Annotated in this window: 27 protein-coding genes and 1 tRNA gene; 18 read left to right on the forward strand and 10 right to left on the reverse strand. The window is 63.7% G+C overall.

The features are described 5' to 3' along the window. Positions 1-6: 6 nt before the first annotated feature. Positions 7-711: an endonuclease/exonuclease/phosphatase family protein gene (locus M2343_RS04430; RefSeq protein WP_181559721.1), complete on the reverse strand. Its 705-nt coding sequence runs from the start codon at positions 709-711 to the stop codon at positions 7-9. 110 nt (positions 712-821) lie between these two features. Here M2343_RS04430 and M2343_RS04435 point away from each other — a divergent pair, with 110 nt between their 5' ends. From M2343_RS04435 to M2343_RS04455, 5 genes are read left to right on the forward strand one after another with little or no spacing between them, the layout of a single operon-like run. Beyond that, positions 822-1,268, forward strand: coding sequence for a host attachment family protein (locus tag M2343_RS04435; RefSeq protein WP_264572878.1), 447 nt, complete (start codon positions 822-824; stop codon positions 1,266-1,268). Positions 1,269-1,310: 42 nt separating this feature from the next. Beyond that, complete coding sequence (radA, locus tag M2343_RS04440) at positions 1,311-2,678, forward strand: DNA repair protein RadA (protein ID WP_264570350.1); 1,368 nt, start codon at positions 1,311-1,313, stop codon at positions 2,676-2,678. 9 nt (positions 2,679-2,687) lie between these two features. Beyond that, positions 2,688-3,263 carry a CvpA family protein gene (locus M2343_RS04445; protein WP_264575734.1) on the forward strand — a complete coding sequence of 192 codons (576 nt, stop codon included), beginning with the start codon at positions 2,688-2,690 and terminating at the stop codon, positions 3,261-3,263. 12 nt (positions 3,264-3,275) lie between these two features. Then, entirely contained in the window at positions 3,276-3,725 is a 450-nt protein-coding gene (locus M2343_RS04450) for an iron-sulfur cluster assembly scaffold protein (protein ID WP_264575735.1), read from the forward strand. Continuing rightward, positions 3,722-4,057, forward strand: coding sequence for a DUF423 domain-containing protein (locus M2343_RS04455; protein ID WP_264570348.1), 336 nt, complete (start codon positions 3,722-3,724; stop codon positions 4,055-4,057). The genes M2343_RS04450 and M2343_RS04455 overlap by 4 nt, the downstream gene beginning before the upstream one ends. Before the next feature lie 15 nt (positions 4,058-4,072). On the opposite strand, the gene aroB is transcribed toward M2343_RS04455, so the two are convergent. Continuing rightward, on the reverse strand, positions 4,073-5,170 hold the full coding sequence (gene aroB, locus M2343_RS04460; RefSeq protein ID WP_264575736.1) for a 3-dehydroquinate synthase: 1,098 nt from the start codon (positions 5,168-5,170) through the stop codon (positions 4,073-4,075). Beyond that, positions 5,167-5,721 carry a shikimate kinase gene (locus M2343_RS04465; RefSeq protein WP_264575737.1) on the reverse strand — a complete coding sequence of 185 codons (555 nt, stop codon included), beginning with the start codon at positions 5,719-5,721 and terminating at the stop codon, positions 5,167-5,169. Before M2343_RS04465 ends, aroB begins: the two co-directional genes overlap by 4 nt. 96 nt (positions 5,722-5,817) lie before the next feature. Between M2343_RS04465 and M2343_RS04470 the strand changes: the two genes are divergently transcribed. From M2343_RS04470 to M2343_RS04490, 5 genes are all read left to right on the forward strand, one after another. Beyond that, positions 5,818-6,009 (forward strand): hypothetical protein, encoded by a 192-nt coding sequence (locus M2343_RS04470; RefSeq protein ID WP_264575738.1) that lies wholly within the window; start codon positions 5,818-5,820, stop codon positions 6,007-6,009. A gap of 42 nt (positions 6,010-6,051) precedes the next feature. Next, entirely contained in the window at positions 6,052-7,857 is a 1,806-nt protein-coding gene (locus M2343_RS04475) for a hypothetical protein (protein ID WP_264577492.1), read from the forward strand. Beyond that, positions 7,857-8,786 carry a tyrosine recombinase gene (locus M2343_RS04480; protein WP_264575739.1) on the forward strand — a complete coding sequence of 310 codons (930 nt, stop codon included), beginning with the start codon at positions 7,857-7,859 and terminating at the stop codon, positions 8,784-8,786. The genes M2343_RS04475 and M2343_RS04480 overlap by 1 nt, the downstream gene beginning before the upstream one ends. Before the next feature lie 9 nt (positions 8,787-8,795). Then, the gene (locus tag M2343_RS04485; protein ID WP_264575740.1) at positions 8,796-9,740 is read left to right on the forward strand and encodes an acetyl-CoA carboxylase carboxyltransferase subunit alpha; all 945 of its coding nucleotides are present in this window, start codon (positions 8,796-8,798) and stop codon (positions 9,738-9,740) included. A 91-nt stretch (positions 9,741-9,831) separates the two neighbouring features. Continuing rightward, on the forward strand, positions 9,832-11,313 hold the full coding sequence (locus M2343_RS04490; protein WP_264575741.1) for a M48 family metalloprotease: 1,482 nt from the start codon (positions 9,832-9,834) through the stop codon (positions 11,311-11,313). Between the two features lie 98 nt (positions 11,314-11,411). On the opposite strand, the gene M2343_RS04495 is transcribed toward M2343_RS04490, so the two are convergent. Further along, positions 11,412-11,588: a Flp family type IVb pilin gene (locus tag M2343_RS04495; RefSeq protein ID WP_181559709.1), complete on the reverse strand. Its 177-nt coding sequence runs from the start codon at positions 11,586-11,588 to the stop codon at positions 11,412-11,414. A gap of 128 nt (positions 11,589-11,716) precedes the next feature. Next, on the reverse strand, positions 11,717-11,887 hold the full coding sequence (locus M2343_RS04500) for a Flp family type IVb pilin (protein ID WP_264570342.1): 171 nt from the start codon (positions 11,885-11,887) through the stop codon (positions 11,717-11,719). A gap of 91 nt (positions 11,888-11,978) precedes the next feature. On the opposite strand from M2343_RS04500, the gene M2343_RS04505 reads away from it, so the two are divergent. Then, on the forward strand, positions 11,979-12,389 hold the full coding sequence (locus M2343_RS04505) for a (deoxy)nucleoside triphosphate pyrophosphohydrolase (protein WP_264575742.1): 411 nt from the start codon (positions 11,979-11,981) through the stop codon (positions 12,387-12,389). A gap of 3 nt (positions 12,390-12,392) precedes the next feature. Here the strand turns inward: M2343_RS04505 and M2343_RS04510 are convergent, their stop codons facing one another. Next, positions 12,393-13,253, reverse strand: coding sequence for a class I SAM-dependent methyltransferase (locus M2343_RS04510; protein ID WP_264575743.1), 861 nt, complete (start codon positions 13,251-13,253; stop codon positions 12,393-12,395). A gap of 43 nt (positions 13,254-13,296) precedes the next feature. Here M2343_RS04510 and M2343_RS04515 point away from each other — a divergent pair, with 43 nt between their 5' ends. The 4 genes from M2343_RS04515 (at position 13,297) to M2343_RS04530 (ending at position 15,695) form a co-directional block, all read left to right on the forward strand. Beyond that, positions 13,297-14,055: a ComF family protein gene (locus tag M2343_RS04515; protein ID WP_264575744.1), complete on the forward strand. Its 759-nt coding sequence runs from the start codon at positions 13,297-13,299 to the stop codon at positions 14,053-14,055. 61 nt (positions 14,056-14,116) lie between these two features. Continuing rightward, positions 14,117-14,374 (forward strand): glutaredoxin 3, encoded by a 258-nt coding sequence (gene grxC, locus M2343_RS04520; RefSeq protein ID WP_264575745.1) that lies wholly within the window; start codon positions 14,117-14,119, stop codon positions 14,372-14,374. A gap of 14 nt (positions 14,375-14,388) precedes the next feature. Continuing rightward, the gene (locus M2343_RS04525) at positions 14,389-15,213 is read left to right on the forward strand and encodes a carbon-nitrogen hydrolase family protein (RefSeq protein WP_264575746.1); all 825 of its coding nucleotides are present in this window, start codon (positions 14,389-14,391) and stop codon (positions 15,211-15,213) included. Further along, positions 15,210-15,695, forward strand: a complete 486-nt coding sequence (locus tag M2343_RS04530; RefSeq protein ID WP_264575747.1) for a DUF1178 family protein — start codon at positions 15,210-15,212, stop codon at positions 15,693-15,695. The genes M2343_RS04525 and M2343_RS04530 overlap by 4 nt, the downstream gene beginning before the upstream one ends. A 14-nt stretch (positions 15,696-15,709) precedes the next feature. Here the strand turns inward: M2343_RS04530 and M2343_RS04535 are convergent. Then, positions 15,710-15,786 (reverse strand) — tRNA-Arg (locus tag M2343_RS04535). 317 nt (positions 15,787-16,103) lie between these two features. Between M2343_RS04535 and M2343_RS04540 the strand changes: the two genes are divergently transcribed. From M2343_RS04540 to M2343_RS04550, 3 genes are read left to right on the forward strand one after another with little or no spacing between them, the layout of a single operon-like run. Then, entirely contained in the window at positions 16,104-17,198 is a 1,095-nt protein-coding gene (locus tag M2343_RS04540) for a Gfo/Idh/MocA family protein (protein WP_264575748.1), read from the forward strand. Then, positions 17,195-18,049: a WecB/TagA/CpsF family glycosyltransferase gene (locus tag M2343_RS04545; RefSeq protein ID WP_264575749.1), complete on the forward strand. Its 855-nt coding sequence runs from the start codon at positions 17,195-17,197 to the stop codon at positions 18,047-18,049. The genes M2343_RS04540 and M2343_RS04545 overlap by 4 nt, the downstream gene beginning before the upstream one ends. Positions 18,050-18,075: 26 nt before the next feature. Further along, on the forward strand, positions 18,076-18,951 hold the full coding sequence (locus tag M2343_RS04550; protein ID WP_264575750.1) for a hypothetical protein: 876 nt from the start codon (positions 18,076-18,078) through the stop codon (positions 18,949-18,951). A 215-nt stretch (positions 18,952-19,166) separates the two neighbouring features. Here the strand turns inward: M2343_RS04550 and M2343_RS04555 are convergent, their stop codons facing one another. The 3 genes from M2343_RS04555 to M2343_RS04565 all read right to left on the reverse strand — a co-directional run bounded on the left by M2343_RS04555 (position 19,167) and on the right by M2343_RS04565 (position 25,424). Continuing rightward, positions 19,167-20,750 (reverse strand): sulfatase, encoded by a 1,584-nt coding sequence (locus M2343_RS04555; RefSeq protein ID WP_264575751.1) that lies wholly within the window; start codon positions 20,748-20,750, stop codon positions 19,167-19,169. Positions 20,751-20,820: 70 nt separating this feature from the next. Further along, the gene (locus tag M2343_RS04560) at positions 20,821-23,121 is read right to left on the reverse strand and encodes an arylsulfatase (protein WP_264575752.1); all 2,301 of its coding nucleotides are present in this window, start codon (positions 23,119-23,121) and stop codon (positions 20,821-20,823) included. Between the two features lie 17 nt (positions 23,122-23,138). Further along, complete coding sequence (locus tag M2343_RS04565) at positions 23,139-25,424, reverse strand: arylsulfatase (RefSeq protein ID WP_264575753.1); 2,286 nt, start codon at positions 25,422-25,424, stop codon at positions 23,139-23,141. Positions 25,425-25,597: the final 173 nt, after the last annotated feature.

Here is a 25,597-nt window from a genome sequence, read left to right on the forward strand (position 1 = left end):
CGCAAATCAGCGAAGGTCGAACGTGGCCCAGACCGGCAGATGATCGGACGCGCGCCGGGCCAGAACGGAGGAATGGACGCCGCTGTCGGTCAGCGTCAGGCCGCCCCGCCACATGATCCGGTCGAGTTCGGCAATCTGGCGGCGGGCGTGGAAACTGCGGCCGCATGGCGCGATGTCATAGTGGCGCGAGAAATCCTGCAGGCACCCGCGATTGGCGGTCCACTCGTTCGTGTCGCCCATCAGGATGGTCGCATCGGCGGGATGCTGGACGTCTACCATATCGACATGATGCTGAACCGCCGCAGCCTGCCGCCGCCGCCAGAGGCCGGAGAGGTCGAGGTGCATCCCCACCGTCCGCAGGCGAATGCCCTTGATCTCGATACAGGCCATCACAGCGCCGCGCGGCTCGAGGCAGGGGAGATGGATCACGCTGGCATCGGCATGGCTCTGGTCGCGCCGGACGAGAAGCGCGTTGCCGTGCCAGCCCATGCTCTCGACTCGCGTCGGCAACTCGATGGCGCGATAATCCGAATGCATCTCCAGCAGGCGATCCGGTAGCACTGCATGGCGGATGCCGAAGCGGCGGTCGGCTTCCTGCAGGGCAATCACATCGGCATCCAGTTCGTTCAGCACATCAATGATGCGCTCTGGCATACGGCGCCGATCGGTGCCGACGGCTTTGCGGATGTTGTAGGAAGCGACCTTGATCATTGCGCCGTAGATTTGGCCTTATCGGCCGCAAGGCAACCCCATGGCCAAGAAAAAGGCAACTCCGCGCCAGCTCAGCCATTCAACTTATATCGCAATCTTGGAGGATGATGATGAAAGTTGCTCATGACGCGCTCGTGATGGTGGTCGATGGCAGCAAGATGCTGCTGTTCCGTAATGCTGGCGACGAGGAGTTTCTCAACCTTCAGGTCGAAGAGGCGGTGGAGCAGAAATCCGAGCAGGATCAGGATCTTTCGACCGATCGTCCCGGGCGCAGCTTCGCCTCGGCACCCAACAGCCAAGATCGCAGCGCGATGGAAGAAACCGACTTCAAGCAGCAGGCGGAAGATCGGTTCGCAGCGGATGCGGTCGCGCTGCTCAACAAGCGCGCCATGGAGGGCTCGTTCGACCACCTCGTCATCGTCGCGGCACCGATCACCCTGGGGGAGATGCGCCGCCATTATCACAAGACGCTCAAGGATCGGCTCGCCGGCGAAATCGGGAAGACGCTCACCAGCCATCCGGTCGACGAGATCGAACAGATCCTCATGAAGAGCTGACCTCGCCTCTGGCGTTCCCTCTTCGTTCTGCTAAGAGGGCGCATGGCGAAAGTGAAACGTCGATATGTGTGCCAGGCTTGCGGGGCGGTGGCGTCCCGCTGGCAAGGGCAGTGTGACGACTGCGGAGAATGGAATAGCCTTGTCGAAGAAGCGCCGCCCACGGCCTTCTCGGCCAAGCACGATCTGCAGGCCGGCGGACAGGCGATCAATCTGATTGGCTTGGATGCGGATATCGCTCTGCCAGAGCGGATGACGACCGGCCTGCCAGAGTTCGATCGTGCAGTTGGCGGGGGACTGGTGGCGGGGTCCGCCAGTCTGATCGGCGGCGATCCAGGCATCGGCAAATCCACCCTGCTGCTTCAAGCTGCCGCGCGGATGGCCAAGGCCGGGCGGCATGTCGTTTATGTGAGTGGCGAGGAAGCTGCCGATCAGGTCAGGCTGCGCGCCCGGCGGCTGGGGCTGGGCGATGCGCCGGTGCATCTCGCCAGCGCTACGTCGGTGCGGGATATTCTGACGACCTTGGGGCAGCGGGAAGAACCCGATCTGCTCATCATCGATTCGATCCAGACCATGCACAGCGACCTGATCGAAGGCGCGCCGGGCACGGTCAGCCAGGTGCGGGCGAGCGCGCAAGAGCTGATTCGCTTTGCTAAGCGGGGCGGGACGGCGCTCATTCTTGTCGGCCATGTCACCAAGGATGGGACCATCGCCGGTCCGCGCGTGCTGGAGCATATGGTGGATACCGTGCTCAGCTTTGAGGGCGAACGCAGCCATCAGTATCGCATCCTGCGCGCGATCAAGAATCGCTTCGGCGGCACGGACGAGATCGGCGTGTTCGCGATGGTTGAGGAGGGGCTGCAGGAAGTCGGTAACCCCTCGGCGCTGTTCCTGACCGACCGCGAGGAGCGCGTGGCGGGTACGGCGGTCTTCCCCGCGCTTGAAGGCACACGGCCGGTGCTGGTGGAAGTGCAGGCGCTGACGGTGAGACTGGCCAGCGGCGCGACCCCGCGCCGGGCCGTGGTCGGCTGGGACAGCGGCCGGCTGGCCATGGTGCTGGCCGTGCTCGAAGCGCGCTGCGGCCTGAGCTTCGCGACTTGCGAGGTCTATCTCAATGTCGCCGGTGGTTACCGCTTACAAGACCCGGCCGCCGACCTTGCCGTCGCTGCTGCCCTGATCTCGGCGCTTTCCGAAAAACCCGTGCCGCATGACGCGGTGATGCTCGGGGAAATCGCGCTGTCCGGCGAGTTGCGCCCGGTCGCCCATAGTGCGCTGCGCCTGCGGGAAGCCGCCAAGCTCGGCTTCGGGCGTGCCTTGTTGCCGGCATCCAGCGCGGCGCAAGCCAGCGGCATTTCGACGACCGGATTCCGCCGGCTCGGCGATCTTGTTGACCATCTGCTTGGGCGGGACTAGCCAGCCGGCATGACCGTGCTGGATTTTGCCGTTCTTCTGCTCATCGGTGGCTTGGCCGTGCGGGGCTTCCTGCGCGGTTTCGTAACCGAATCGCTGTCGCTTGCTGCACTCATTGGCGCCATCGTCGCGGTGCGGCTGTTCCACGCGCCGTTCACCGCTCTGCTCGACACCATTGTGGGGGCGGAATATGTGGCGGCGCTGCTGGCATTCGTCGCGGTGTTCGGCGTCGTCTTCATGCTGGGCACGCTGCTGGCGCGCTGGATCGGCGACAAGACCAAGACCTCGCTGCTCGGCCTGTTTGACCGGACGCTGGGCCTAGGCTTCGGCGCCATCAAGGGCCTGCTGGTGGCGACCATCGCCTTCGTGCTGTTCACGATCGGCTATGATGCCATCTACGGCGTGCAGACCAATCGGCCGGACTGGATGCGATTGTCCCGCTCCTATCCGCTCCTGAGCGCGAGCGGCGCGGCGATGAGCGGCTGGATGGCGGAGAACAGCCGACGCGGTGGCCTGCTCGGTATTCTTGAGGATGATGGCGCTGACAGTAGCAACGCGAGTGGCGAGGACAGCAATGCCGCGCAGTGAAGGCACCGGCGCATGAGCAGCGCGCTCTACAGTATGGATGTGCTGCGTCGCGCTGCCGGTATTTCGGCCTATCCGCCGCTCGATCAGGCTGATTTCGTCGAGGAGCGGCGCTCGCCGACCTGCGGCAGTCGTGTCTCGGTTAGCTTGCGGGTGGATGAGGCCGGCCGCATCACCGCCTTCGGGGTCGATGCCAAGGCCTGCGCGCTGGGGCAGGCCGCCTCGGCGATTCTCGCCGCGCAAGCTGTCGGTGCAGACCACGCAACCATCGAGTCGGTGAGCGAGGCATGGCGGGGCTATCTGGCCGGGGAGCAGGATGCCCTGCCGGACTGGCCGGATCTCGCCTTGCTCGCAGCCGGTCGCGATTATCCCGCCCGGCACCCCTCAATGCGACTGGCATTCGAGGCCACGGCCGCCGCCCTCGCTCGCGCACAAGAGGATGCGCACGGGGAGACGTCGTCATGATCGGCATACTGGCCGCGCTGAGCGCCGCCTTGTCCATTGGTGCGTCGGCATTCGGCGCTCATGCGGCCAGCAGCCCGCAGGCCGCGGAGTGGTTGCGGACCGGTGGCGTCTATCAGCTTGTCCATGCCGTGGCGGTGCTTGCGTTGCTGCGCCTGCCGGTCAGCAATGGTCCTTCATGGACATTGCTGACCGGCAGCGCGCTGTTCGCCGCCACGCTCTACGCCATGGCGCTGGGTGCCCCCCGCTGGCTGGGCGCGGTCACACCGATTGGCGGCGTGGTGATGATCCTGGGATGGCTCTGGTTGGCCTGGCAACTCGCGCGCGCTGACTGAGGCGATCTGCCTGTTTCAGGCGCCGTCGAGATAGGCGGCAACGTCCGCCAGATCGACATCCTTGGCGAGATAGGTCTTGCCGATGCCACGGGCCAGCAGGAAGGGCAGGGTGCCGCTGCTCATCTTCTTGTCATGCAGCATATGCTCGACGAGCCGCGCGCCGGACGCGGACACGCCCGCATCCGCCAGCGACGCCGGCAGGCCGACGGCGCGCAGATGCGCAACGACCCGCTCTGCATCCTCGGGCGGGCATTCGCCGCGCCGCACGGAGTATCCAAAGGCTAGGGCCATGCCCGCCGCGACGCCCTCGCCATGCAGCAGTCGATCCGAAAAGCCGGTTTCCGCCTCCAGCGCATGGCCGAACGTGTGGCCAAGGTTGAGGAGCGCCCGGCGGCCGCTGGTCTCGCGCTCATCCTCGGCGACGATGGCGGCTTTGGCGGCGACGCTGCGGGCAATGGCATGGGCGCGGGCCTCGGGGTCGCCAGCCATCAGCGCCGTGCCGTTCGCCTCGCACCATGCGAAAAACTCGGCATCGTCGATCAGGCCATATTTCACCACCTCGGCGTAGCCGGCGCGCACTTCGCGCGGGCCGAGCGTGTCGAGCGTGTCCGGGTCGATCAGCACCAGTGAGGGCTGATGGAAGGCGCCCAGCAGGTTCTTGCCTGCCCGGCTATTGATCGCGGTCTTGCCGCCGACCGAACTATCCACCTGGGAGAGCAAAGTGGTCGGGATCTGCACGAAGTTGCAGCCCCGCTTGACGATGGATGCCGCGAAGCCGACCAGATCGCCGATCACCCCGCCGCCCAATGCAATCACATAGTCCCGCCGTTCGATGCCATGGGCGATCATCCGGTCGGTCAGGGCTTCGAGATGCTGCCAGCTCTTGGTGGATTCGCCTGCCGGAAGCGTCACCAGCTCGGCCGCCAGCCCGGCCCGCTCCAGCGTGGCCGCCAGGCGTGGCCATTGGGCCGCAGCGACATGCGCATCCGTCACGACCAGAAAGGGTCGGCTGCTGGCAAAGGGCGCCAGCGCCTCGCCCGCGCGCTCCATCAGCCCGGCTTCGATGCGGACATCATAGCTGCGCTCGCCAAGGGAAACGGGGACGGTGATCATTGGTTGAGCGCTTTCACGATCTTGTCGATGGTCGCCTCATGCGGCGAATCCGAGCTTTTGATGTGGATGGGGGCTTGCTGATAAAAGGGCGTGCGCGCCGCAGCGAGGCTCTTGAGCACTTCGCGCGGCTCACGGCCCTTGAGCAGGGGGCGGCCATCGCGCCGCGAAACGCGGTCGACGAGAATGTCGATATCCGCATCCAGCCAGACGGCCGTGGCGTGCGCGAGGATCAGCGCCCGCGTCTCGTCATTGACGAAAGCGCCGCCACCGGTGGCGACAACCTTGGGCACACCGTCAATCAGCCGCGCAATCACGCGCCGTTCGCCATCGCGGAAGGCCGGCTCGCCATAGGTGTCGAAGATTTCCTGAATGGTCATCCCGGCCGCCCGCTCGATCTCGTCGTCAGCATCGACAAAGGGCAGGTTGAGCCGGGCTGCGAGGCGACGGCCGATGGTGGACTTTCCCACGCCCATCAGGCCCACTAGGACGATGGATGGTCCTGCGGATGACCCTGCGATGGCCTCTTCGCGATATTTATCGTTTCGCCCCATGATCTGCGCGGCTATACAGCCGCCAACGTCTGAGGCAACGGCGTTCGAACGCCATCAGGCATATGTCACTGCAACGGTAAGGCCCGATCCCCCATCATGAAACGCAGCCGCCGCGACCCTTATCAACAGTCCTATCGCTCACGCCGTCCGCGCAATCCGCTGTCGCTGATCGGCGTCATTCTGTTGGTCGTCATCGTGCTGCTCCTCGTGCTGTCCTGGTGGAATGGCGCTGAACGACCCGTCACCGAGATCGAGCTGCCGGTTTCCGCCGAGCAACTTGCCGGTTAGGGCAGGGCAGTGCGAGGCAGACAGATTGGCTTGCTGGCGGGGATGAGCGCGCTGGCGCTCAGCATCCCAGTGCTGGCACAGAGCGGCCCTGAATCGCTGCTGCCCCCCGGATTTGGCGATGCCGCACCGACGCCATCGCCCAGCGGGTCGCAGCCGGCGACGCCCCAGCCCGCGCGGCCGGCCGCACCGGCGCCCACGCCGCTACTGCCACCCGGCGCGGTGATCGACCGCGCCGCCAATGCCATGGCGGCCGACGAGGCGGCGAACGAGACGGTAGCCGACGAAATCGCCGAGAAGTACGACCTGCCCCCGTCGGCACGCCGGTCTCTGGACCGGATCGGCCCGCTCAAGGTGGCGCAGGGCGGTCTTGGCGAGAGCGCTTTCGGGCAACGCAATGGGCAAGCTCTTGCCGGCGTAATGCGCACGATGCGCGCGCCGGTCATGTCCCGCTGGGCGAGCATTTTGATGCGTCGGGCGTTGCTTTCTCAGGTCTCCACGCCGTCTGACATCGGTGGTGCGGACTGGGCCGCCGAGCGCGCATGGCTGCTGCTGCGCATGGGCGAGGCGGATAATGCGCGCCTGCTGATCCAGCAGGTCGATGCCGATCAGTATAGCCGCCGGCTCTATTCCGTGGCGATGCAGGTGCAACTCGCTACCGCCGATCCCGCCGGCTTCTGCCCGCTGCTGCCGCGCGCGCGGGATATGAGCGACGAGCCGGGCTGGTTCATGGCGCAGGCCATCTGCGCGTCCTTCTCGGCAGATCAGGGCACGGCGAGCGCATTGCTCAGCCAGGCGCAGCGGCGCGGCATCGCCCGGGGCATCGATTACCGGCTTGCCGAAAAGGTGGTCGGCGCCGGGCCGAACAGCCGCCGCTCGGTGAAGATCGAGTGGGATGGCGTGAGCCAGCTTACGACATGGCGCTATGGCTTGGCGACGGCGACCAATGTCGCTATTCCGCCCGCGCTGTTCCAGACAGCCGGGCCGCAGGTGCTCGCCTGGCAGGCTCGCGCAGCCAATCTGTCGCCGATGGATCGTCTGGCGGGTGTCGGAGTCGCCTCGCAACTGGGCGTATTCTCGGGCGCCGCAACATTGGGCTTCTTCGCTGCCTTGGCCGAGGACGAGTCCGCCGAGGCTGCCGCGAACGATCGCGTCGACTGGTTGCGGACGGCCTATGGCTCGGGCGATACCAGCGCGCGAATTTCCGCGATGCGCGATTTCTGGCAGGCCCAGCCGGCAGGTGGCTGGAGTGCGGGGCCGGGCGGCGTTTACTATGGCGCTTTGCCCGCTGTCGCGCGCGCGGCTGCGGCGCTGCGGGTCTACGCCGAAGCAGGCGAGGATACGCCCTGGCTGATCGCTGCCATGCTTGCGGGCGGCTATGATCGGAGCGCCGCGCGCTGGCGCAGCGTGCTCGAGGGACTGGACGGTGACGCACAGCAGCGCAGCTGGGCCCTACTGGCGACTGGCCTGCCCGATGCGGCGGTGGACCTGTCCGCAAATCGTATCGCCGCATTTGTCGACGCCGATGAGGCAGAAGACAAGTTGCTTGGTCATAGCCTTGTCGCCGTGCTGGGTGGGCTCAATCGCTTGCCTGCCGGCGAGCGGGCGCAGCTTTTGCAGGATGCCGGGATCAACCTGTCCTCGCGGCGTCCATGGGTCCGGGCAATCGTTGCGGCGGCGGCACGTCGGGAGCAGGGCACGGTAGCGCTGCTGGCGGGCGTCGGGATGCAGAGCCTCAACTGGCGCAACATGACGCCCGAGCAGCTTTATTATATCGTTTCGAGCCTGAATGCGGTCGGTCTTGAGACCTATGCGCGGATGATCGGCGCTGAGGCGATGGCCCGGCTCTGATGGCCGGTGCGGACGAGCGCGAGTCGATCGTCGGTTCGCGCGATGCCACGCTGATCAGCCGCTATCTCACTATGATGGCGGCCGAGCGCGGCGCCTCGCGCAACACATTGCTCGCCTATCGAACCGATCTCGAAGACGCCGCGGCGCGCTGCCAGGGGCTGGCAGATGCGGACGCGGCCCGGCTCGCTACGCTGGCTGCATCGTGGCGGGACCTCGCGACATCGACGGTGGCCCGAAAACTCTCGGCCCTGCGGGGTTTCTTTGCTTTTCTGGAGGCCGAGGCGGTGCGGACTGACAATCCGGCCGCGACTCTGGCAAGGCCCAGCCTGCAGCGCCCGCTCCCCAAAATACTGTCTCATCAGGATGTCGATGCGATTTTTGCGGTGATCGCCGAACGAGTGGCGCGCGTGCCGGTCAATCCGCTTGACCTGCGGCTCGCGGCGCTGATCGAGTTGCTCTACGGTTCAGGGCTGCGTGCGACCGAACTGGTTTCGTTGCCCGCCAAGGCCATGGCGACCGATCGCCCCTTTCTTATCCTGCGGGGTAAGGGCGGGCGCGAGCGGCTCGTGCCGATCTCCGACCGGGCGCGCGCGGCGGTGGCCGCGTGGCGAGCGCATGTGCCGGAGGACAGTGCCTGGCTCTTCCCATCGGGCAAATCCTATTTGAGCCGCGTGCGACTCTTCCAGCTGGTGCGCGCTTTGGCCGCCGAGGCTGGTATCGATCCGGCGCGGGTCAGCCCGCATGTCCTGCGTCATGCCTTCGCGACCCATCTGCTGGAAGGGGGTGCAGACCTGCGCGCATTGCAGGCGATGCTGGGCCATGCCGACATCGCCACGACGCAGATTTACACCCATGTCGACGCCGCGCGACTGGTCGCCCTCGTTAACGCACGCCATCCGCTCGTTGACCTCAAGCGACGCGGCGTATAGCGCGCGAGCATGATCAGTTATCTCGACTTTGAGAAGCCGGTAGCGGCACTCCAGGCCCGGATCGACGAATTGCGCGAGACGGCGGACAATGATTCCATCGATATCGATGCGGAGGTCGAAAAGCTGCAGCAGCGCTCGACGGCGATGCTCGGGGATCTCTACGCGCGGTTGACGCCTTGGCAGAAGACGCAGGTCGCGCGCCATGCGCAGCGGCCGCACTTCCGCGATTTCGTCGAGGGCATGTGCAGCGACTTCATGCCGCTCGCCGGCGACCGCGCCTTTGCCGACGATCAGGCCATTCAGGGCGGCTTTGCGACCATCGAGGGCCGCAAGGTGATGCTGATCGGCCATGAGAAGGGCAATGATACCGCCAGCCGGGTAAAGCATAATTTCGGCATGGGCATGCCGGATGGCTATCGCAAGGCGATCCGGCTGATGCAGCTGGCGGACCGTTTCGGCCTGCCCGTGGTAACGCTGGTCGACACCTCAGGCGCCTTTCCCGGTGTGCAGGCCGAAGAACGCGGTCAGGCCGAGGCAATCGCGCGTGCGACCGAGGCCTGCCTCACGCTCGGCGTGCCGCTGGTGGCGGCCGTGGTCGGCGAGGGCGGATCGGGCGGCGCCGTGGCGCTGGCCTCTGCCAACCGCGTGTTGATGTTCGAACATGCGATCTATTCTGTGATCTCGCCTGAGGGCTGTGCCTCCATCCTCTGGCGGACTGCCGACAAGGCGGCGGACGCGGCGCAGGCGATGCAGGTCACCGCGCAGCAACTCGCCAGCCTGGGGGTGATCGACCGGATCGTTCCGGAGCCGGTGGGCGGTGCTCATCGGGCGCCCGACTCGGCCATCGGGAGCCTCAAGGGCGCAATTCTGGAAGAGCTTGGCGTCCTCGCCAGCGAAGATTCGAATGCGCTGCGCACGCAGCGAGCGCAGAAGTTTCTGGCCATGGGCGCCTGACAACGGGAACAGCCCAAGGCGATTTGCATTCCCTCAACGTCTGTCTATTTTCGGTTCGTCGCAAAATAGACCTGAATGAGAAGGGGAGGCCATGGGCCGCAAATATCTGATGCTGTGGTTGAGCGGCGCCCTTGTGGCAGGCTGCGCAACCACGCAATCGAGCGAGGCACAGCAGGGCGGTATCCGCACGGCGACCTCGATGAGCCAGTCCGAGCGCCAGCAGGGCGCCAAGGCACATCCGGAGCTTCTGGCGGAATTCGGCGGCGTCTATAATGGCCCGCAGGCTACCTATGTGACCAGCGTCGGCAAGCGCATCGCCGTCCAGTCAAGCCTTTCGAACCAGCAGAATGATTTTACGATCAGCCTGCTCAATTCATCGGTGAACAACGCGTTCGCGATCCCCGGCGGCTATGTCTATGTGACTCGCCAGCTGCTGGCGCTCATGAACGACGAAGCCGAGCTGGCGGGCGTCCTTGGCCACGAAGTCGGCCACGTGGCGGCCCAGCACGGCCAGCGCCGCCAGAGCGCAGCCACGCGCAATTCGATCCTCGGCGTGCTGGGTCAGGTGCTGGTTGGCGCTGTTGCGGGCGATTCTGGGCTGGGCCAGCTCCTGCAACGCGGCATCGGCACGGGCACGCAATTGCTGACCCTCAAATTCTCTCGCTCGCAGGAATATGAGGCGGACGATCTTGGCATCCGCTATCTCGCGAGCGCGGGCTACGATCCTAAGGCGCTGTCCTCCATGCTCGCCTCGCTGGCCGCGCAGAACACGCTGGACGGGCAGGTACGTGGCCAGGGCACGGCGGTGCCCGAATGGGCCAGCACACACCCCGATCCCGCCTCCCGCGTGCGCCGCGCGCTCACCAATGCGCAGGCGACACGCTCGACCAACACGCTGCGCAATCGCGACCTATTCCTCAATCAGCTGGGCGGCATGATCTACGGCGACGATCCCAAGGACGGGATCGTGCAGGGCAATCAGTTCCTGCATCCGGTGATGAAGCTCAAGTTCACGGCGCCCCAGGGTTTCTCGATCCAGAACGGCGCCAGCGCCGTGGCGGTTGTCGGCCAATCCGGCCAGGCGCAATTCTCGATGGCGCAGTTCAGTGGCAATCTCGACGGCTACGTCCAGTCAGTCTTCAATCAGCTGGCTGGGCAAGGGCAGGCGCCGGACATTCGCGTCCAGCGCACCACCATCAACGGCCTGCCGGTCGCTTCAGGGTCGGCCAGCATGGCCAACAGCCAGGGGACGCGGCTCGACGTGACGGTGGTCGCCTATCAGTTCGGCCCTTCGACGGCCTATCACTTCATTACGGTCACGCCGGCGGGGCGGGGGCTGGGGTCGCTCTCGACGCTGATCAACTCCGTGACGCGCATGACGGACAAGGAGGCGGCGGCGATCAAGCCGCGTCGCTTGCAACTGGTGACGGTGCGTCAGGGCGATACCGTCCAGACACTCGCCAGCCGCATGGCGTTCGACGATTACAAGGTCGAGCGGTTCCTGGTGCTGAACGGGTTATCGTCCAACACTGCCTTGTCCGCAGGCAGTCGGGTCAAGATCGTGACCTACTGAGCGCTGGGCTTGATGAACAAAAACGGGTGGCAACCAAATGGTCGCCACCCGTTCTTATGAGGGAGTCGTCGAAACAGCCTCAGTAAACTGATAACTCGTCAGGATGCGGCTGGCGTCTCGAGCTCGTCCGACACGTTGTTGAACGTGTTGCCGAGGCTACCGCCAATGGCGCTCATGCCGGCGATGGCGGCGACGGCGATCAGGGCTGCGATCAGGCCATATTCGATGGCGGTCGCGCCCTTGTCGTTCTTGAACAACTTGCGAAGGGTCTTCATAGGATGTCTCCTCAATTCCTTGGTATCAATCACACCCGGCCACTGAATGGGGTCAGCAAGCAGGCTATCGATACGGCGGATTGATTTCCAAATTCCTAATCTAGGGCCCTGTTGTAAAAAAATGGTGGTTAATGGCTGGTCACTTCGTTCGATACTTCATTCCAGGTACGGGTCGTCGATGAACCAAGGTGCGATACGCCCGTGACGAGCGCCAGCACGATCAGGGAGAGGATCAACCCATATTCGACGGCGGTGGCGCCTTTTTGGGATGCGAGGAGGCTGTGGATGAAGGCCCGCACGAGGGTTTTCCTGAAAGCAGATGTCGGTCCAACGCGGTGTAAAGCGCAAGCCGTTAACAATTTGTAGGATGATCGCCCGAGCATGACCGGAATGAACCAAAGCAAACCGCCGCTGGTCGTCGTCGCCGCGGCGCTGGTGGATGCGCAAGGCAGGGTGTTCGTGCAGCAGCGTCCGCACGACAAGGCGATGGGCGGCTTGTGGGAGTTTCCCGGCGGCAAGGTCGAGCCCGATGAAACCCCCGAAGCAGCGCTGATCCGCGAGTTGCGCGAAGAACTCACGATCGAGACCGAAACCGCTTGCCTCGCGCCGGCGAGCTTCGCGACAGGCATGATCGGGGAGCGACCGCTACTGCTTCTGCTGTACGTCTGCCGCAAATGGCAGGGCGTCGTTCAGCCGACAGAAGCGCCGGACAGCCGCTGGCTCCACACCCACCAGTTGTTCGCGCTCGATATGCCCCCCGCCGACGCACCGCTCGTGGCGATGCTGGACGCGCTGCTCTAGCGCCTAGTTCTCGGTGGCGCGGGAGGGGCGCAAAGCCTCCGCCAGCGACACCGTGGCGCTGCCACGCCTTGCAGGGCGAGGCTGGTCGGGATCGGGCGCCCATCCGCTGCCATGCAGGACTACGAAGCGTTCCCGCGTCCGCCCATCCGGGTCAGCGGCCTGCGCGAAGTGCGCCGCTGCCAGCGACAGCCCTGCGCGCGTCAGCGGCGGCGGCGGCGAGGCGAGGCACTGCGCTGCGCCCATGCCGCGCAGATCTGCCATAAGGCTGAAGATCGAGCCGTAGCGCACGTCCAGATTGTCGCTATCCGCCACCGGCATGGTGAAGCCGGCACGGGCGAGCAGATCACCGAGCGCGCGGACGTCGATCTGCGGATGGATGCGCTGGGCAGGCCGCTCCCCGTCAGCCGCCAGCAGCGCCGCCTTGAGCCGCGCCAGAGATCCCGCGCCGATCATCGTCAGGAGGAGCAAACCATCGGGCCGCAACGCGCGGTGCAGCGCAATCAGCGCGCCCGGCAGGTCGTTGATCGTATCGAGCGTGCCGCAGCACAGGATGAGGTCGAAGCGTTCCGGCGGGTAGGGGAGGGCATCCTCCCGAATAATGTCGCCACCGCAGGCCTGCGCGAACCGCGCGCCCGGATCGGCTGCTGTTACCGAGCAACCTCGCGCGGCAAGGGCATCGATCAGGCGGCGGTCCGGGCATCCGATGATGAGTGCGGACTCGAAGGCACGCGTCACGTCGTCCAGTCGCTCCAGCATGGCATCGGCCATCGCAGCGTACAGAAAGTCATGCGCCGGAAAATTGCCGGCGACGCGGTCGCGGCGCTGGGCCCGCAAAGCCTCGTTGAAGATCACCGGGACAGTCATGGCCGGGCTTGTGCCGACTCCCGCCGCGTGGAACAAGCCGCTTATGGCCGTTCGGACGATTTTGCAGGCCGCACTCGCGCCTCTGCTCGATTATGCGCTGCCACCGCGATGCCCCGGTTGCGGTGTCGTGGTCGGCGCGGTGGGGACGTTCTGCGCGGACTGTTGGCTGTCCATCGATTTTATCGGCGAGCCGATCTGCGCGACGTGCGGGGTCGACCTGCCGGGTCCGCTCGGCGGGGACATGACGTGCGGGGCCTGCCTCTCCGAGCCACCGCCCTATGATCGCGCGCGCGCCGTCATGACCTATGGCGAGATTGCACGAACCGTGGCCCATCGCCTGAAATACGGCCGGCGGCTCAGCCTCGCGCGGGTCATGGCGGAGCATATGACGCGACTGGTCGCGCAAGACGAAGCCGCAGGATCAGCCGATCCACCCCTCTTCCTGCCAGTCCCGCTGCATCGCTGGCGACTCTGGTCCCGTGGGTTCAATCAGTCCGCGCTGATTGGCCGCCATATTGCCCGCCGGACTGGCGGCGTGCTGGAGCCGGAGCTTTTGCGCCGCGTGAAGGCGACGCCGCCACTCCATATGCTGAGCCGGCGGGAGCGACAAAAGATCGTGAAGGGCGCCTTCGCGCTCGCCCCCGGAGCGGCCGCGCGTTTGGCGGGCCGCCATGTGATCCTGATCGACGATATCTGGACGACCGGCGCCACCGCGAGCGCCTGCGCGCGCGTGCTGCGGTCTGCGGGCGCGCGGCGGATTGAGGTGCTGTGCTGGACGCGGGTGGGCATGGGCGAACATTGACATTCGTTTCCATGCGCACGACATCCGGTCTTAAGACTTATCACAAGGGAAACAGCCACGCATGGCGCATGTCGAGATCTACACGCGGGCCTTTTGCGGATATTGCGCACGAGCCACGGCGCTGCTGCGAGAGAAAGGCGTCGACTTCGAGGAATATGATCTGACCATGGGCGGCGAGAAGCGCGCCGAGATGATCGAGCGCGCCAATGGCCGCGCCACTTTTCCGCAAATCTTCATCGACGGCCAGCATATTGGCGGCAGCGACGATCTGATGGCGCTCGAACGGAGCGGCAAGCTCGACTCGTTGCTGAACGCCTGACCCAGGCTATCGCCGTGCGCGTTGCCATTTTGCAGATGAATGCCGGCATCGATCCGGCCCGCAATCGCGAGACACTGGTCACGGCGGTGCACGATGCAGCGGCCGGCGGCGCAGCCATGCTGTTCACGCCGGAAATGAGCGGCCTGCTCGATCAGGATCGCACCCGATCAGAAGCCGCGCTGGCGACCGAGGATGAGGACGAGACGCTCCGCGCCGTCCGTGAGGCCGCGCAGGCTTCGGGCTTGTGGGTGCATCTCGGATCGCTGGCTCTGCGCGATCCGGAAACCGGCAAGCGCTTCAACCGCGGCTTTGTCATCGACGCCGCCGGCGACATCCGCGCGCGCTATGACAAGATTCACCTGTTCGACGTTAATCTGACGAGCGGCGAGCGCTGGCGCGAGTCCAGTGTGTACCAGAGCGGCCAAGAGGCGGTTCTGGCGCAAACGCCGTTGGGCAGAATCGGCCTGACGATCTGTTACGACCTGCGTTTTCCTGACCTTTTCCGTGCGCTGAGCAATGCCGGGGCGGACATCATCTCCGTGCCCGCCGCCTTCACCGTGCCGACGGGTGAGGCGCACTGGCATGTGCTGCTGCGCGCCCGCGCCATTGAATCCGCCGCCTTCGTCATTGCGAGCGCCCAATGCCGTCTGCATGAGGATGGTCGGCGGACTTACGGCCACAGTCTGGTGGTCGACCCTTGGGGCACCGTGCTGCTCGACGCGGGGGAGGCGCCGGGACTGTATTTCGCGGATGTTGACCTTGATCGCATTGCCGAGGTTCGCTCGAAAATCCCGGTACTGGCTCATAGAAAGTCTATTCAGGACGTTGTTTTCTCGTGATTTCCTTCGATCTCAAATGCGGCCACGATCATGTCTTCGAAGTGTGGTTCCGGTCATCTGCGGACTATGAAACCCAGCGGGGAGGGGGGCTGTTGCAGTGTCCCACCTGCGGGGATGACAGGATCGAGAAAGCGGTGATGGCTCCCGCCGTGGCGGCCAAGGGTAACCAGAGAACATCGCCTGGCACCGATCTCGCCATGCCGGAGGGCGCGGGTGCCATTCCAGTTATGTCCAAGGCGGATGCTGAGCGGATCGGCGCATTGATGACAGCGCTGGCTCAAGCTCAGTCAGAAATGATCGGGCAATCTGAATGGGTTGGCGAACGTTTTGCCGACAAGGCCCGCGCGATGCATTATGGCGAAACCGAGAGCCGCTTTATCCATGGGACGGCCAACGCCAGGGAAACCCGTGAGATGCTGGAAGAGGGGCTACCCGTCGCCCCCTTGCTGATTCCAATCGCCCCGCCCGATCAGGTCAACTGATCGGCGCTGGAAGGTGGTGCGCCCGACAGGATTCGAACCTGTGGCCCCCAGATTAGGAATCTGATGCTCTATCCTGCTGAGCTACGGGCGCGCAGGCATGGCTTTATTGCGCGGAAGCATATGGGTCAATCACGGCAGGCAGACGCGCACGCCCAGCATAAAACTTCTTGTCGTGGTGGGCACCGTTATCATCATCGCGCGTTCACGAGCGAAATGCAGCGGCTTTAACTGGATGTAAGCACGCATCGACTAATCTGAGAGGACAAGCAGCGCTTCATTTGTGTCGCCAAAGCGGCGCAAAACGGGGCGTTTATAGCCTTCGGCTGCAGTTTTCTCCTGCCGGGCTGTTGAATTGACTAGCGTTATGCCCGGATGCCATAGGCCCGGCGCACAGTTCGGAGGTAGGTCTTGGCAATTCGTGTTGCGGTCGTTGGTTTGGGCAAGATGGGCATATCGCATCTTGGCATCGTCAATGCGTTGGAGGATTTCGAGGTCGCCGCAATCTGCGACTCCACCGCCCTGGTTGGGCAGGTCATCGAGAAGTACGGCAAGCTGTCCTATGTGGCCAGTTATGACGACGTGATTTCGCAACCCGGCTTGGACGCGGTGATCATTGCCACTCCCACGACCACGCATGCCCCAATGGTCCGTGCCGCCTTGGAGAAGGGGCTGCATGTCTTTTGCGAGAAGCCTTTGACGCTTTCTGCGGCAGAGAGCGAAGCTCTCGCCCAGCTTGCTCAATCTCGCGGGCTCGTCGCGCAGGTCGGCTATCACAATCGCTTCATCGGCACTTTCAATCAGATCAAATCGCTGCTTGAAGCCGGGGCCTTGGGCCGCGTGAGCCATGTTCAAGCGGAGGCCTATGGCCCGGTAGTGCTGAAGCCCTCAAAGCCGACTTGGCGTGGCAAGGCTGGGCAGGGCGGCGGCTGCCTCTATGATTATGCCGCGCATCCGCTCAATTTGGTCAACTGGTACTTTGGGCGTCCAACCGGCTGCACGGGGGCCATGCTGAAGAGTGGCTTTTCGGCGGAAGTCGATGATGAAGTTTATGCAGGCCTGACCTTTGGCGACGGCCCTACCGCCCAGCTCTCCGTCAATTGGTCCGATCCCTCGGTGCGCAAGATGACGACGCGCATCTCGATCTGGGGCGAGGGGGGGAAGATTTATGCTGACCGACAGGAACTCCAAGTGTTCCTCACGGGTGGCGCGTCCATTCCGGATGGCTATCAGGAAGGATGGACCGTCAAATACATCACCGAGTTGCAGGCCCCCGTCAGCTTCTACCTGCGCGGCGAGGAGTATAGCGCGCAGCTTGAAGCGTTCGGCAAGGCGATCAAGGCTGGCGGCGTCGACGTCCAGAACGATCTCGCTGCCGCCGCTGAAACGGATGCCACGATCGAGATGATCCGCGCCGCCGCGCTCGGCGGGATCAGCAGTGGCGTATCGATGTCGGCACGTCCGCAACGCTCCAGCGGGGTGTTCGGCAGGTTACTCGGCCGATGAGCGATAAGATTCGGCTGGCCTCGCGCCCTGGCTTTGGGACGTGGCAACAATCACGCCTTCTCAACGCCTGGGTAGATTCCCTGACGATCCCCGAGATCATCGATCGACTGGATGAGGGCATGCTTTTCACCCTCAATCCCGATCATCTCTATCACCTTCAGCGCAATCCGGCATTTGCCGCGGCATATTCTGATGCTGTGATGGTCTCGTCTGACAGCAAATATGTCTACTGGGCGCTTGGTCTTATTGGCCGGAAAATCAAATGTAAGACCTCAGGCTCCGATATCGTTCCGGCTTACTACAAGCACCACGCCAATAATCCTGATGTTCGCATCTTCTTTCTCGGCGCGCGGCCGGGGGTTGCACAGCAAGCACTTACACGGGTCAATGGACTCGTGGGACGAGATATTGTTGTCGGCGCTCACGGCCCCTCGTTCAATTTCGTCAATGACGAGGCGGAGAGCGCTGCGGTGATCGATATGATCAACACTTCCGGCGCGACCTGTCTGATTGTGGGGCTCGGCGCTCCCAAGCAAGAGGTATGGATGCATCGGCACCGTCACCTCATGCCCGGCGTGAAGGTCTATATGGGGGTCGGCGCGGTCATCGATTATGAAGCGGACGCAGTAAAGCGGGCGCCAGCTTGGATGAACCGCAATGGACTGGAATGGGTCTATCGCATGGTCACCGAACCCAGGCGCTACTGGCGGCGTTATGCACGAACGATGGAGTTCTTCTGGCTGGTTCTGGCCGATTGGCTGGGCCTTTATCGCCCTCCTGGATTCCCCTCGCCAATGACGGCGACCCCGCGCTCCGGTACCCAAACAGACTCTGCCCCTGAGCGGGCCTGACAAAGATATCGAGGTTTTACAAAACTATGGAACGTATCCTTTTCGGCGATAATCAGTTCTTCGGCATCAATCATATGTCGGAGGAGAAAGCGCGTCAGCAGGCCATGCGGTTTCAGAGTATCGACGCTATCGTAGATGTTTTGCAGATTGCGCTGCATGCCGGGGCGGGGGGCTTCATGTGCACCACCCATGACAAGATCGAGAAGATCGCCGATGACGTCCGGGCCAATCCGGAGAAATGGAGCGGGTTCACATTTTACCCAGGCATGCCTTATGCTCACAAATATGCCAATGCGGTCACCGAGCTTGGCTATTTCGATGCCGTCCGCAAATTTCTGCCCAAGGAAGGCCTGGTCGACACGATCATGCGCGGTTCCAAGGCCGTGCTAAATAAGGACATCGAGAGCATGATGACATTGCTTGTCGATGCCGAAATGAAGATGTTCCGTGGTCTGCACACGCCGGTCGTTTTCCTCCAGAACGTCGTCACGGATCTCGTCCAGGGCTTGGGTTTCGCCGACGCGTTCCATGTTTTCTCGGATCACATCAAAAGCCGCTACAATGCAGAGGCCGGCTTCATCACCATGAATGTGCCGAAGCTTTTGCCGATGCTGAAAAGCGTGGGCATTGAGAATCCGATTGTCTGCGCGAACTATAACAAGATCGGATTCCGCATGTCCGGCGGAATTGATGGCTATCGTGAGGTGCTGGAGAAGCATCCCGCCCGAATGATTGCGATGTCCGTGTTGGGATCAGGCGCCATTCGTCCGCGAGAGGCCATAGAGTGGATTTGTGCCGAGCCGCATGTGGAATCGATTTTGTTCGGGGCATCCAGTCGCGCCAACATCGAGCAGACTGTTGGGCTTATCAAGGAATTCGATAGCGCACGCGTCCCTGCCTGAGGGCCTCATTTAACATAATATATATTATCGAACTTGTGTCAGGGCGGTAGGGTTCGCTTCACGAGCTGGTACGCTCTGCCCCCACACGCGGCGGGATGATTTGAACCGACCCTTCCCTCATGCCCGCGTGTCGGGCGTCCGCCCGCTCAAAGCGGTTTCGGACAAGCGGGGTAACGTGCAGGACGAAACGCTGTCATCCTGCACGCCTGCCAAAATTATGAGGATCCGCCCTCACAGGATATGTTCAGCCCCTTCATGCTTCCGACGAACAGGCTGCCGACCTCGGCTTTGGATATCGGAAACTCTTCCAGCGGGTCTTTCGCGAGGTCGTAATAAGCGCAGGAGGGATTGCCCGTTTCTGACCTGATATACAGCAGCTTATAGCGCTTGTTGCGGATGGCGACCTGCCGCTCCCTGTTTTTCAGAGGGATCACGGTCTCGGATATGATGAAGTCTTTCTCTTCATCCCGGACGTTGTCTCTTCCGTCGAAGAGGACAGGCGCGAGAGACACCGAATCCAGCGGAATCATGTTCCCGGCGCGATTGGGAACCTGCTGAGGCGTGGCCACATGCGCCAGATCGAGGACGGTCGAGTAGATATCGACAACGTGCGTCAGCGCATCGCTGTAGCCCGGCTTGATGTCCGGCCCCAGCATCACCAGCGGAACCCGCATGCCGCTTTCATAGCCGGTGCCCTTGGCCCTACCCTTCGCCGTCAGATACATATTGTCGATGAAATCGACCGCCGGGCGGCCATACATGGGCGTGCCATTGTCGCCCAGAATGATCACATAGGTGTCCGGGCTGAGCTTCTTGAGCTCCTTGAGGAATATCCCGAGGACCGTATCGGTCGAATTGACCCAGGATCGGTTCAGGGCCGGCGGGGAGCAGTTGCCGAGCTCGGTGGTGCCGAACTTTCCGCCACAAACCTCGATCTCGGCGCGGGACTTCGCATCGAGCGTATCTGCGTTCGGCACGAAGGACGGCTGCGGTCCTGCCGTGATATGGACCATGTTGAAGGCGAGCCAGGCGAACCACGGCTTGTCGGGCGCTTCAGCCTGGTTGCGCTTGATCCAGTTGAGCGTATCGGCGGCCCGCACGACCGGCTCGAAACTGGTCGGCGCGATGCCTGGCAGTGAGCGGACCGGCGCCGGCTCGGTTCGCCATTCCGAGTCAGGGCTGGCAGAATCCTGCACTTGATAATCATGATGCCAGTAATCGGTGATCGCCCCGTTCAAATTGCCTTCGAACAGCGCGAAACCGGCTTCCTTGGGCTTCATGCCGGGATATTGGTTAAGGCCAGCCATGTGCCATTTGCCGAACACCGCGGACGTGTAGCCGGCGGCCTGCAGATCCTCCACGAAGGAATGCTGCTTTTGCGACAGCCAATCCTCATAATCGCGCAGTCCCGTATTATGGGCGTACAGGCCCGTGAGCATGGATGCGCGGGTCGGTGAGCAGAAGGGCTGTGCCCAGGCGTTAGTGAAGGTGCGCCCCTCCCCCGCCAGACGATCGAGAACCGGCGTGGAGGCCGGACGCCCCTTGATCGCGCGGTAATTCGGATGATCGAGCCCCGAGGGTCCGTACTGCTCCACGAGACGATCGATCATGCCAGGATACATGTCGGACACCGCGTCAACGCCCACATCGTCCAGGATGACGAGGACGATGTTCGGCCGAGCCTTAGGCGCATCTTCGGTTCGCGCGACGCCCGGTTGTGCCCACAGCATCAGCGAGAGGCCCAGCACGCTTGTGGTGGCCTTGAAGGCGGCGGCCGAGACTTTGACGAATGTTTTCACGCGCTTGTTATCCTAGATTCGGCCAGGACAAGGGAGGCGGCAGCTGGCCGCGGCCCCCTTCCCTCTCAGTTCACTTGGCTGATTTCTCGAAGGTGACTCTGTCGATCGCGAGTTCGGACATGGCCGGCTCGGCCATGTTCTCCAGCAGGGTGCGGACATTGTACCGGCCGATCACACCGCTGCCCCGTAGCGGATAATAGACCGCGACATCCTGCGACTGCACCACCTTGCCATCCACGATCATGGCGATCGTCGCAGCGCGCGGGCCGACCTTGGGCGCGGCCGTGACGGAGATGCTGACATCATGCCGTCCGACGGAGACTGGCTCGCCCTCCAGCCGCACACGCTCGGCTTCCCGCCCGCTCGGGTTGTAGAGATAGGTGGGGCGACCATCCTGCATGATCAGCCCCCCGCCCCCGGCCTCATCGCCGATGATCACGATCGGCCCTTTCGCAGTCGTGCTCGCGGTGGTGATCGCGGCGCGCATGGTCCAGTCCATGCCGAGGGCCGGGAACGTCCCCTGCGGATAACGGGTTGGCCCCGGATAATAAGTGAACTGGTTGCGACCATCGACCAGCGAGGGCCGCTTCCCCGCCCCCACACGGCCGATCAGGTCGGCCTGGATCGGATTGACCTGATAGCGGCGTGCCGCCTCCTCAAAATCCTTCTGCAATTCGGCCAGTTTCTGGGGATATTGAGCGGCCAGATCGCGCGACTGCGAATAGTCCTGCGTGAGGTTGTAGAGCTCCCATTTGAACGTCGACGGGTCCAGCGGGGTGGTAGACCGGTCAAAGGGCGCGCGGGGCGGCGTGGTCGAGGCCAGCCAGCCATCCTTGTAATAGGAGCGGTTGCCCAGCATCTCGAAATATTGCGCGCGGCGCGTGGAGGGCGCGGTCGCGTTGCCAAAGCTATAGACCATGCTGACGCCGTCGATCGGCTGCTGCGTCACGCCATCGACTTCCGTCGGCGGCACGACGCCGGCTGCCTCATAGATGGTCGGCGCGATATCGATCACATGGTGGAACTGGCTGCGGACCTGCCCGGTCGTCTTGATGCGCTGCGGCCAGCTGATGACCAGCCCATCGCGCAACCCGCCGAGATGCGAGGCGATCTGCTTACCCCAGGGGAAGGGTGCATTTTGCGCCCATGCCCAGCCGGCATTGTAGTTCGAGTAGCTATGCGGGGTTCCGTTCTGGTCCGATGTTTCGATCAGTTCCGCTTCGGTCGGCTCGATCCCGATCAGGCTCTGCAACTCCTGCACCGCGCCACGCCGGCTATCCATGCTGGCGCCATTGTCGCCCTGCAGATAGATGATCATGGTGTTGTCGAGCTGGCCATTAGCCTCGATCTCGCGGATCACCCGGCCAAGCTGGTCATCGAAATATGCGAGCTGCGCGGCCGCCACCTCCATCTGATGGGCATAGGTCCGCTTGGCTTCCGGACTGAGGCTGTCCCAGGCCGGCATCGCATCGGGCCGAGGCGTCAGAACCGCATTGGCCGGAATCGTGCCTGACTGCTTTTGCCGGTCGAAGATCTGCTGGCGCATCACATCCCAGCCCATGTCGAACCGCCCCTTGAAACGCGCGATCCATTCTGCCGGCGCCTGATGCGGGGAGTGCATGGTGCCGGGGGAAAGATAGACGAAGAAAGGATTGTCGGGCTTCTGGCTCCACTTCACCCGCAACCAGTCCACCAGATGGTTGGTCATGTCCTTGTCGAAAATGTAATCGCCATCCTTGGGAGGCTCGATGGCGTTGCGGTTCTCGATCAGCTCGGGGCGAAACTGGTCGCTGGCGGCGGCATTGAACCCGTAGAAATAGTCGAAGCCCATCCCGTTGGGCCAGCGATCGAAGGGGCCCATCGGCCCGGTTTCCCAGACCGGCGTATTGTGGTTCTTGCCGAAGAACGCCGTGTCATAGCCATTGTCGCGCAGCACGCGTGCGATGGTCGCCGCGCTTTTGGGCATGACAGAGGTATAGCCCGGCTCATCGATGGCGACATTGGTGATCGAGCCCGACGCGACGGCATGGGCATTGCGGCCGGTGAGGAGAGCCGCGCGGGTGGGCGAGCACATCGCGGTCGTATTGAACTCATTGTACCGCAGGCCCCGCTTGGCAAGGGCGTCGAAGGTCGGCGTCGGGATCAGGCCGCCGAAGGTGCTCGCCGACCCGAAGCCCACATCGTCGGTCATGATCAGCAGCACATTCGGCGCGCCCTTGGGGGCGCTCGGTGCCTTCGGATAATAGCGCCATTCCGGCGCTTGCGTGCGATCTGCGGGCTCTTTCGCCATCGCTGCGCCGCCGTGGGCCAGGACCAGGAGCGAGAGCGCCGTCGATCCTGCGATGCGGGCGATACGGGATTTCATGGGCATGATCGGTCTTTCCTGGTTTACCGGGCGTTCTTGCTGATCGTGACGGATGCGATGTCGCAGGTGCAGCGGCTTGCGACTGGCGCCACGGACGGGGTGTAGGAGAGCGGCGCCGTACCGGTGCGCCCGATATAGGCATCGCCACGGCCGCGGAGGGCCTGGCTTACCGTCGTGGACGCGACCTCGGCGCCGTCGACCCTGAGGCGTACGGTAGTGCCGCCTGCGGGGACGGGTTCGAAATCTACCGCAATCTTGTAACGCCCCGCTGGCAGCGCATCTTGGGGAGAAATCTCCACCGGCGTCCCGGCACTCCCGGGATTTACGATGAAGGTGGGGCGCCCTGCGTTCAGCACCAGCGCTATGCCGCCAAAATGGTCCCCCTGCACGTAGATCGGCCCACTGGAGCTTGGGCCCGCAGTCGATACGTCGGCGGTCACGGTCCACCCGGCCGCGATCGTCGGGAAGGCGTAGTTCGTATACCGCGTATCGCCGGGGTAGTAAGTGAAGCTGGTCCGCTGCCCGAGCAAGGATGGCCGGAACTGCGGCGCCATCCGCGTATGAAGATCGGCGTTCAGGGGGTAGACCGCGTATCGACGCGCGGCGGCGTCGAAATCCGCTTTGAGCTCTTCCAGTTTCGCGGGATGTTGGGAGGAGACATCCTCCGTCTGGGACCAGTCGCTCCGGAGGTTGTAGAGCGCCCATTTGAAATCGGCCGGCTGCGTCTTGGCCGCCCCGTCCCACGGGACCCGGCCCGGCAGGGTCGATGCCATCCAGCCATCCTTGTAATAGGCCCTGTTGCCCAGCATCTCGAAATATTGCTCGCGATGCCGCTCTGGCGCCGCCGCATCCTTGAACGTGTAGAGAAAGCTCGTCCCATCGATCGGCTGCTGCTGGACGCCGCTCACGACGTCGGGCGCGGACACGCCTGCGGCCTCGAAAATGGTCGGCGCGACGTCGATGACATGGGTGAATTGCTGGCGGATCGCCCCGCCCTTCTTGATCCCCGCCGGCCAGCTCACCACCATCCCATCGCGCAGGCCGCCCAGATGCGATGCGACGCGCTTGCCCCATTGGAACGGCGCGTTGGTCGCCCAGGCCCAGCCGGCCGGATAAGTGCCGAAGGATTTGGGGCCACCGTAGTCGCCCATCGCGGCAATCAGGTCTTGGTCGGTCGTCGGATTGCCGGCGATGACCCGGAGCAGGTCCGCACTGCCGCGCAGGTCTTCCTCGCTCGCGCCATTGTCGCCCTGGATGTAGACGACCATGGTATTGTCGAGCTGGCCGTTCCGTCGCAGCGTATCGAGCACGCGCCCGATCTGGAAATCGAAGAAAGCAAGCTGCGCGGCCGCTACTTCCATCTGCTTTGCGTAGGCGCGCTGAACCTCGGGGCTGACCTGATCCCAGGCCGGAATCTGCTCCGGACGCGGAGAGAGCTGGGCATTGGCCGGAATGATGCCCTGCCGCTTCTGCCGCTCGAAGGTCTGCTGGCGCAGCATATCCCATCCCTGATTGAACTGGCCCCGGAAGCGCGCGATCCACTCGGGCGGTGCCTGATGCGGCGCATGCGTCGAGCCAGAGGCGAAATAGGCAAAGAAGGGATGCTCCGGCCGCAGGTTATGCTGCACGTCAATCCAGTGGATCAGCTTGTCGGCAAGATCCCGGTCCAGAATGTAATCGGGGTCCTCTGGCGCCCGCACCGTGTTGCGGTTCTCGATCAACGCGGGATTGAATTGATCGGCATAGGGTGCGTTGAACCCGTAGAAATAATCGAATCCCATGCCGTTGGGCCAGTTGTCGAACGGCCCGACCGGCGTGTTCTCCCACACCGGCGTATTGTGATTTTTGCCCACGAAGCTGGTGTCATACCCGTTCAACTTGAGCACTTGGGCGATCGTCGCCGCGCTCTTGGGAATGACGGACGTGTAGCCGGGCGCATCGAGCGACACGTCGGCAATCGATCCGCTCCCCACCGCATGATGATTGCGCCCGGTCAGGAGTGCGGCGCGGGTCGGGGAGCACATCGCGGTCGTGTGGAAGGCATTGTAGCGCAGTCCGCTCTGCGCCAGGGCATCGAAGGCCGGCGTGGGGACAGGTCCGCCAAAGGTCGAGGCCGCGCCGAAGCCGACATCGTCGGTCATGATTAGCAGCACATTGGGTGCGTCCTTGGGAGCGACCGGCTCCTTGGGATAGGCCTGCCAAGTCTGCACCGGCTCATCGGCCGCGACGGCCGGCACCGGTTGCATGGTCAGGACCGGCAATGAGGCGACAAGGAGAGAGAGGCGGAGCTTGGCAGAGCGGGGTGACATTGGGGCAGTCCTCTTATTCTGGCTCACGCATCCCGCGCGCAGCGAACTCTCACTTTCCGGGCCGGCGCTTCTCCCGGATCCTGATCGTCAGACCCCATTGTGAATGTTGTGCCGGCGATCAGTTGCATCAGGGAAACCCTCATATTCCCTGCCGCCCGGCGCGTGTCCGGGCG

The organism is Sphingobium sp. B8D3B (genome assembly GCF_025961875.1).
In the GTDB taxonomy this organism is placed as follows: domain Bacteria; phylum Pseudomonadota; class Alphaproteobacteria; order Sphingomonadales; family Sphingomonadaceae; genus Sphingobium.

Bases quoted from the DNA above. Each gene is read 5' to 3' on its own strand.
- aroB (WP_264575736.1), bottom strand. From the start codon at position 5,170: ATGATCACCGTCCCCGTTTCCCTTGGCGAGCGCAGCTATGATGTCCGC.
- M2343_RS04560 (WP_264575752.1), bottom strand. From the start codon at position 23,121: ATGCCCATGAAATCCCGTATCGCCCGCATCGCAGGATCGACGGCGCTC.
- M2343_RS04515 (WP_264575744.1), top strand. From the start codon at position 13,297: ATGGCCGTTCGGACGATTTTGCAGGCCGCACTCGCGCCTCTGCTCGAT.
- M2343_RS04445 (WP_264575734.1), top strand. From the start codon at position 2,688: ATGACCGTGCTGGATTTTGCCGTTCTTCTGCTCATCGGTGGCTTGGCC.
- radA (WP_264570350.1), top strand. From the start codon at position 1,311: ATGGCGAAAGTGAAACGTCGATATGTGTGCCAGGCTTGCGGGGCGGTG.
- M2343_RS04435 (WP_264572878.1), top strand. From the start codon at position 822: ATGAAAGTTGCTCATGACGCGCTCGTGATGGTGGTCGATGGCAGCAAG.
- grxC (WP_264575745.1), top strand. From the start codon at position 14,117: ATGGCGCATGTCGAGATCTACACGCGGGCCTTTTGCGGATATTGCGCA.
- M2343_RS04510 (WP_264575743.1), bottom strand. From the start codon at position 13,253: ATGACTGTCCCGGTGATCTTCAACGAGGCTTTGCGGGCCCAGCGCCGC.
- M2343_RS04565 (WP_264575753.1), bottom strand. From the start codon at position 25,424: ATGTCACCCCGCTCTGCCAAGCTCCGCCTCTCTCTCCTTGTCGCCTCA.
- M2343_RS04490 (WP_264575741.1), top strand. From the start codon at position 9,832: ATGGGCCGCAAATATCTGATGCTGTGGTTGAGCGGCGCCCTTGTGGCA.
- M2343_RS04450 (WP_264575735.1), top strand. From the start codon at position 3,276: ATGAGCAGCGCGCTCTACAGTATGGATGTGCTGCGTCGCGCTGCCGGT.
- M2343_RS04485 (WP_264575740.1), top strand. From the start codon at position 8,796: ATGATCAGTTATCTCGACTTTGAGAAGCCGGTAGCGGCACTCCAGGCC.
- M2343_RS04480 (WP_264575739.1), top strand. From the start codon at position 7,857: ATGGCCGGTGCGGACGAGCGCGAGTCGATCGTCGGTTCGCGCGATGCC.
- M2343_RS04465 (WP_264575737.1), bottom strand. From the start codon at position 5,721: ATGGGGCGAAACGATAAATATCGCGAAGAGGCCATCGCAGGGTCATCC.
- M2343_RS04455 (WP_264570348.1), top strand. From the start codon at position 3,722: ATGATCGGCATACTGGCCGCGCTGAGCGCCGCCTTGTCCATTGGTGCG.
- M2343_RS04475 (WP_264577492.1), top strand. From the start codon at position 6,052: ATGAGCGCGCTGGCGCTCAGCATCCCAGTGCTGGCACAGAGCGGCCCT.
- M2343_RS04430 (WP_181559721.1), bottom strand. From the start codon at position 711: ATGATCAAGGTCGCTTCCTACAACATCCGCAAAGCCGTCGGCACCGAT.
- M2343_RS04505 (WP_264575742.1), top strand. From the start codon at position 11,979: ATGAACCAAAGCAAACCGCCGCTGGTCGTCGTCGCCGCGGCGCTGGTG.
- M2343_RS04470 (WP_264575738.1), top strand. From the start codon at position 5,818: ATGAAACGCAGCCGCCGCGACCCTTATCAACAGTCCTATCGCTCACGC.
- M2343_RS04545 (WP_264575749.1), top strand. From the start codon at position 17,195: ATGAGCGATAAGATTCGGCTGGCCTCGCGCCCTGGCTTTGGGACGTGG.
- M2343_RS04495 (WP_181559709.1), bottom strand. From the start codon at position 11,588: ATGAAGACCCTTCGCAAGTTGTTCAAGAACGACAAGGGCGCGACCGCC.
- M2343_RS04550 (WP_264575750.1), top strand. From the start codon at position 18,076: ATGGAACGTATCCTTTTCGGCGATAATCAGTTCTTCGGCATCAATCAT.